This window comes from Kitasatospora sp. NPDC056327 (assembly GCF_042261735.1).
Lineage (GTDB): Bacteria > Actinomycetota > Actinomycetes > Streptomycetales > Streptomycetaceae > Kitasatospora.
This window is the reverse complement of sequence record NZ_JBHJRC010000407.1, coordinates 1-5,892: the sequence shown is the minus strand read 5'-3', so window position 1 is coordinate 5,892 and position 5,892 is coordinate 1. Positions and strand designations below refer to the sequence as shown.

4 protein-coding genes are annotated in these 5,892 nt (G+C 71.8%); 2 read left to right on the top strand and 2 right to left on the bottom strand.

From position 1 onward, the window contains the following. Positions 1–277 precede the first annotated feature (277 nt). Positions 278–1,126, top strand: coding sequence for an LLM class F420-dependent oxidoreductase (locus tag ACFCX4_RS34070; RefSeq protein WP_376150971.1), 849 nt, complete (start codon positions 278–280; stop codon positions 1,124–1,126). Between the two features lie 91 nt (positions 1,127–1,217). On the opposite strand, the gene ACFCX4_RS34065 is transcribed toward ACFCX4_RS34070, so the two are convergent. Then, the gene (locus tag ACFCX4_RS34065; protein WP_376150969.1) at positions 1,218–1,631 is read right to left on the bottom strand and encodes a winged helix-turn-helix transcriptional regulator; all 414 of its coding nucleotides are present in this window, start codon (positions 1,629–1,631) and stop codon (positions 1,218–1,220) included. 75 nt (positions 1,632–1,706) lie between these two features. Here ACFCX4_RS34065 and ACFCX4_RS34060 point away from each other — a divergent pair, with 75 nt between their 5' ends. Next, positions 1,707–2,531, top strand: a complete 825-nt coding sequence (locus ACFCX4_RS34060; RefSeq protein WP_376150973.1) for an NAD(P)H-binding protein — start codon at positions 1,707–1,709, stop codon at positions 2,529–2,531. Positions 2,532–2,620: 89 nt separating this feature from the next. On the opposite strand, the gene ACFCX4_RS34055 is transcribed toward ACFCX4_RS34060, so the two are convergent. Beyond that, entirely contained in the window at positions 2,621–5,011 is a 2,391-nt protein-coding gene (locus ACFCX4_RS34055; protein WP_376150967.1) for a hypothetical protein, read from the bottom strand. Between the last annotated feature and the right edge of the window lie 881 nt (positions 5,012–5,892).

The window sequence follows — 5,892 nt, the reverse complement described above, 5'->3', positions numbered from 1 at the left end:
CCGGCCGACTTTCCGCGCCCACCACCCGTACAGAACCACGCCGTCGGCGCGGCCCGCAGCGGCGGTCCCCGCCGGTCGAGCGGCCCGGAGGTCGGCGATGAGGACGAGGAAGACCGGCAGGACGTCCGCGCGGCGGCCGTGACCGCCCGGCGGCGCGGGAATGACCGGTCCGGACGGCCGGTTGAACACAGCAGGTGGACAACAGGGCGTCCACGCGGGCCGGTTGGACAGCGCCCGGCCGGGAGACGGCCGGGCGGCGGGCGATGGGCAGGACTTCATGGAACTCGGTGTGTACGGCCTGAACGCCAAGGCCACCCTGGGACCGGCCGACACGGCGGCACTCGCCCGCCGGGCGGAGGAACTCGGCTACCGGTCCTGGTGGGCGGGGGACCACGTGGTGCTGCCGAGCCCCCGGGTGCCGGAGTCACCGATGGCACCCACCGATCCGATCCTCGATCCCCTGGTGCACCTCTCCTACGTGGCGGCGCTCACCGAGCGGATCGAACTGGGCACCGGGATCCTCATCCTGCCCCAGCGCAATCCGGTGGTGCTGGCCAAGCAGGCCGCCAGCCTGGACGTGCTCTCCGGGGGCCGGCTGCTCCTCGGCGTCGCACCCGGCTACCTGGAGGGCGAGATGGCCGCGGTCGGCGTGCGGCTCTCCGAACGCGGCGCCCGCACCGACGAGTACCTGGACGCGATGCGGCAGCTGTGGACCGAGCCGGAGCCCGAGTTCCACGGCCGCTACGCCGACTTCGCCCACGTGGACGCGCACCCGCGCCCGGTGCGGCCGGACGGCCCGCGGATCGTGATCGGCGGGCACAGCCCGGCCGCCTACCGGCGCGCGGTCCGCGCGGGGCACGGCTGGATCGGCAACGGCGGCTCCCCGGAGGACCTCGCCGTCCACCTCGAAGGGCTGCGCCGGGCCGCCGCCGAGGTGCCCCGCCCCGCGCGGCTGGGCCGGCTGGAGATCAACTTCACCCAGATGAACCCCGTGGAGGTCGGCGCGGACGGCGCGCGGCGGTACGCGGAACTCGGCGTGGACCGGCTGCTGCTCTGCCCGCTGCCGCTGGAGGACCCGGTGGCGGTGACCGCGTTCCTGGAACGGCACGCCGCCCTCCCCCGCTGAAGCCTCCGCCGCCGACCCTCCGGGGCCCGACGGCGGGGTGTTCCCCGGCCGCCGGTCACGGGACGACGCCCCGCGAGCCGCCGGACGGCCGCTACCGGACCTCCGAGTCCGGATTGGCCTCGTCCCACCGCCGCCGGGAGGCGACGATCGCGTCGTGGTGGCCGTACGACCAGTCCGCCATCGCCCGGACCAGATGGGTGAGGCTGTGCCCGAGCCCGGTCAGCTCGTACTCCACCTGTGGCGGGACCGTCGGGTGGACGGTCCGCGAGACCAGGCCGTCGCGCTCCAGACGGCGCACGGTCAGCGTGAGCATCCGCTGCGAGATGCCCGGCAGCGCCCGCTGCAGTTCGCGGAACCGCCGCACGCCCTGCGCCAGTTCGACGACGGTGAGGACCGACCACTTCTCGCCCAGGCGGTCCAGCAGGTCACGGATCCCGCAGTCCACGCCGTCCTCGCACCAGACCACCGGGCGGGGGGTGGTTACCGCGGTGTGCCCTGCTGACATGAGAGTGCCTCCTTACGCCGGACGGCCAGGCTACCGAGGATGTGGGCACAGCCCCGATCACCCCTGGAGGAACCCGTGCTGCTCGTCACCGGAGTCAACGGAGGCCTCGGCAGCCTCGTCCTGGAACGGCTCGCCGGGCGCGAGGGCGTCGTCGCCGGCTCCCGCACGCCCGGGGCGGTGGCGCGCCACGGCGTCCCGGCCAGGCCGGTCGACTTCGACCGGCCGCGGACCCTGGCGGAGTCCTTCGCCGGAGTACGGACCCTGCTGCTGATCTCGGCCGGCGCCGCCGAGGACGACGTCGTGATCGCCCGGCACGGCGCCGCGATCGGGGCGGCGGAGCGGGCCGGCGTCGAGCACGTCGTCTACACCAGCCTCTCCGGCGACGGCGACCACCTGCCCTACGCCCTCGCCCACCGCTGGACCGAACGGCGGCTGCGCGAGTCCGCCACCCTGCGCTGGACGGTGCTGCGCAACGGCCTGTACGCCGAGTTCCTGGGCGCGATCGCCGCACCGGGCCCGGACGGGGTGATCGACGCGCCGCTCGGGGACGGGAAGCTGGCGGCGGTCGCGCGGGCGGACCTCGCGGAGGCGGCGGCGAACGTCGCCCTGGCACCCGGGCAGCACGTGGGCCGGACCTACGAACTGGTGGGGGAACGGGCGGTGGGCGGCGCCGAGGTCGCCGCGGCGCTCGGCGCCGAGTACCGGCCGGGGCCCCTCGCCCGGGCCCGGACGGCGGTGGCGGCCTCCGGCGCGCTGGACTTCCAGGTACCGATGGTGGTGGGCACCTACTCGGCGATCGCCCACGGCTTCCTGGCCGGCCCGGGCGCGCCGCGCGACCTCGCCGCGCTGCTCGGCCGCGCACCCCGCCCGGCCCTGGAGGTCATCGCCGAGGGGCGCTGACCTGCCGGCGGCCCTCGGCTGCCGGAACGCCCGTGCCCGGCACCGGTGGGGACCGGTGCCGGGCACGGCTGTTTCAACGGGCCGTCACCTCAGAGGCGGAAGGGGTTGCCTCCCAGGGCGCCGAGCACGTACCAGGCGGTCGCGCCGGTGTGCACGGACGCGTAGTACAGATCGCCCTGTCCGGTGTTGAGGCCGTCGTGCGAGGCCGCGACTATCCCCGTCCCGTTGGTGTTCGGGGCACTGGCCTGGGCCCTCTGGAGGGTGCTGATCAGAGCGGCTGCCTTCTCCGTGTCCCCCGGGGCCCTGCGGGTCTGGTAGACGGCCAGCAGGTGGGCGGTGCCTTCGAACCAGACGCCGGTGGTGTCGACGACGCTGAAGCTGACGCCGGTGAACCCGTTGTCGGTGGCGGCCATGCGACCGGCGACCCAGTCCGTGGTGCGGGAGTAGGCGGGGTCGAGGGTGGCCTGGTAGCTCCAGGTCTGGATGTCCTCGGGGACGGCGTCCTCGTTGACGGTGACCCCGTCCAGGCCGGTGCCGGCCCAGAGGTGGTTCTGGTCGGCACTGAGCATGCTCTTGACGAACGCGAAGGCGTTGTCGGAGCGGCTCTTCCATGCCTGGTCTCCGGTGAGCTGGTTCAGCATGGCGAAGAAGGCGCCGACGTCGATGTTGTGCTCGGTGGCCTTCCAGGTCCGCGGGCTCAGTCCGCTGCCGTCCTCCGCGCCGCCGGCGAGGCCGCCGGTGTAGCCGCCGATCCCGCGGCTGTCCGCGGAGTTGGTCTGGATCCAGTTGCCGGCGCGCAGCGCGCCGTTGAGGTACCTGCTGTCGCCGGTGGCCTTGTAGAGGTGGGCGAAGGCCATGCCGGCCCAGGCCATGTTGCCGGTGTAGACCGACCAGCCGGAGATGTAGGGGGTGCCCACGGGGTAGTCCCGGCCCAGGGTGGTGATGAACGGGTCGGGCATGTAGGAGGTCCGGATCCGGCCGTCGTTGACCGGGTCGTGGTCCTGGGCGTACAGCAGGGTGTCACCCAGGTCCTTGGCGTGGGAGACGTCGCTGCCGGTGCCCTTCGCCAGGAGTGCGGCGATCGTCACCGCGTTGTCGTAGGTGAACGACGACTGGAACCCGGTGGCACCGAACTGGGCCCCCGGCCCGAAGAAGCCGCCGGTGTAGCTCTGCGGCACCCGCGGGCCGGACGTCGCGAAGGTGTCCATGCGGCTGCGCAGGAACCCGGTGGCCCGGTTCATCGAGTCGGCCGAGGCCTTCGCCATGACCGTGCCGGGCAGGGGCGGCACCGGATTGGGGTTCCCGTTCCCGGCCGAGCCCAGGCACCTGCTGTCGCCGCCCGAGGCGTACGCGCTCTCCAGGCACTTGCTGAGTGCCTGCTGGCCGTAGGCGTTCGGGTGGACGTACTCCTGCGTGGTTCCCTGGGGGGTGGCGAAGGGCGACACGGTGGCGACCCAGCGGACCCACTCCGCGTGTTCCCTCGGGATCGGGAGGTTCAGCCTGTCATGAGCCGTGGCCTGCCCGGCGTTCACGCTGCACAGCTCGTGTCCGGCGAACGCACCCGTCAGGTCGAGGTAGGAGGCGCCCCCGCGCTGCGCGGCTCGTTGGACCATGGCGCCGATCCTCGGGATGACCTCGTTGGCGGCCCAGTCCGCGTCGCTGTTGAAGAAGGGGCATCCACCCAGGTTCTGGCGATCGTAGGACTCGGTCGGATAGCGGTACTCGGTGCTTCTGGCGAGGGGGGACGGGTAGGACTGGGCCACCAGGCGGTAGGGGGTGCTGTCGTAGCCGGCGTCGGTCATCGCGCCGCGGATGGCTCCGATCGTCTCCACCACCTTGTTCTCGACGGGACCGAGGGCGGCCTCGAAGGTGCTCCGCCAAGCGCCCTCGCAGCGGGGCGAGAAGGGGTTGGGGATCATGAACTTCGTCGCGCAGGAGGTCACGATGTCGGAGAACTGCAGGTCGTTCCCGCCGATCGACAGCGCCACCAGCTTGATCCGGTAGTTCTCGGTCAGATTCCTGAGTTGCTGCACCTGTGCAGGCTCGCCCTTGAACGCGCTCCGGATCACGTTGTCCGTGACCGCCCCCGAGCAGGCCAGGTTGAACCGCCGCTCCACACCGATGCCCTCGATCACGGCGCCGCGGATCTCCGCCACGTCGGAGCGGTCGCACTTGTTGCCGCTGTCGGGGTTGGTGGTCCCGTAGACCCGGCTCGAATCGTGATTGCACTGGGTCTCGTCGCCGTTGCAGCCGAACGCCGCACGGTCCGTGCCGAACGCCGCGCCCTCGGGGCCGGTGTTGCCGTTTCCGTTCCACCGGCCGCCCTCGCCGGAGATGAAGCTGTCACCCATCGACACGGTGGCCGCCGGCTTCTCCGTGACCGTCCAGGTCACGGTGGTCTGGTTACCGCTGCCGCCGGCCCGGGTGACCTTGAACCAGGGCCGGTCGGTGCCGTCCTCGTTGTACGAGTTGCTGCCCACGAAAGGGTTGTCCCAGTACAGCCTCACCGGACGGCCGTTCATCTCCGGGTCCGCACAACCCTCGGTGGTGTACCGGACGAAGCCTTCCGTTCCGGTGAGAAAACCGATGGTTCCCGATTGCCACGTCGCCTGCCCGCCCTTCGGGACGAGGCTCGGGGGGAAGCTCTGACGGGTCGGGTACCAGCCGCCGTGCCACAGATACATGTCACTGTTCGGATCAGCGCTCGGATCGCTCTCCTGCGCATTCTTCATCCGCAGGTCGCAGGCGAGCTGATTGTTGAACTGCACGGCGGTGAGGCGGGGAATGAGGCCCGCCGGGTCGCACGGCGTCTGATCCAGGATCGGGTCCCCGGTGCAGGGTGGGACCGTATTCGAAGTGACGGCCCGCGCGGGCTGGGAGGCTAAACCGGTGAAAAGGCCGCCGAGGAGGGAGAGGACGAGGAAGACCACCAGGGGCCGCACTCTGTCCGAAATGCTGTTTCTCATCTGTTGGGCTGCGTCCTTCTGTCGAAATGGCATGGGTGCGGCCTTTCTCATGGACGTTTCACGAGAAAGGGATCGCACGCGAGGATCCCCGGATCCACCCGGGGCGCTCGGCAGCCTAGCCTCTTGACCAGGTCGATATTCGAGAAGGTTCACTTGGGCAAATCCACTTGCCCTTAGAGGTAACCCCATTCGGTGGGACCGGGTGAACTCCGGGCCTGCTGACCGTGCACCGCCTCATCCGCACCCACCTGCGACGACGCCGGACCTCGACCGGCACCGCCCGCCCGGGCACCGGGTTCTCATGGCGTCCCGGCCGGACCGGCCTCCCGTACAGGGCCCCGCGGACCGCGGACACCCCGGCCGGCCGTGGGCGCGGGAAGTCGGCCACCCCGACT

Bases quoted from the DNA above. Each gene is read 5' to 3' on its own strand.
- ACFCX4_RS34065 (WP_376150969.1), bottom strand. From the start codon at position 1,631: ATGTCAGCAGGGCACACCGCGGTAACCACCCCCCGCCCGGTGGTCTGG.
- ACFCX4_RS34070 (WP_376150971.1), top strand. From the start codon at position 278: ATGGAACTCGGTGTGTACGGCCTGAACGCCAAGGCCACCCTGGGACCG.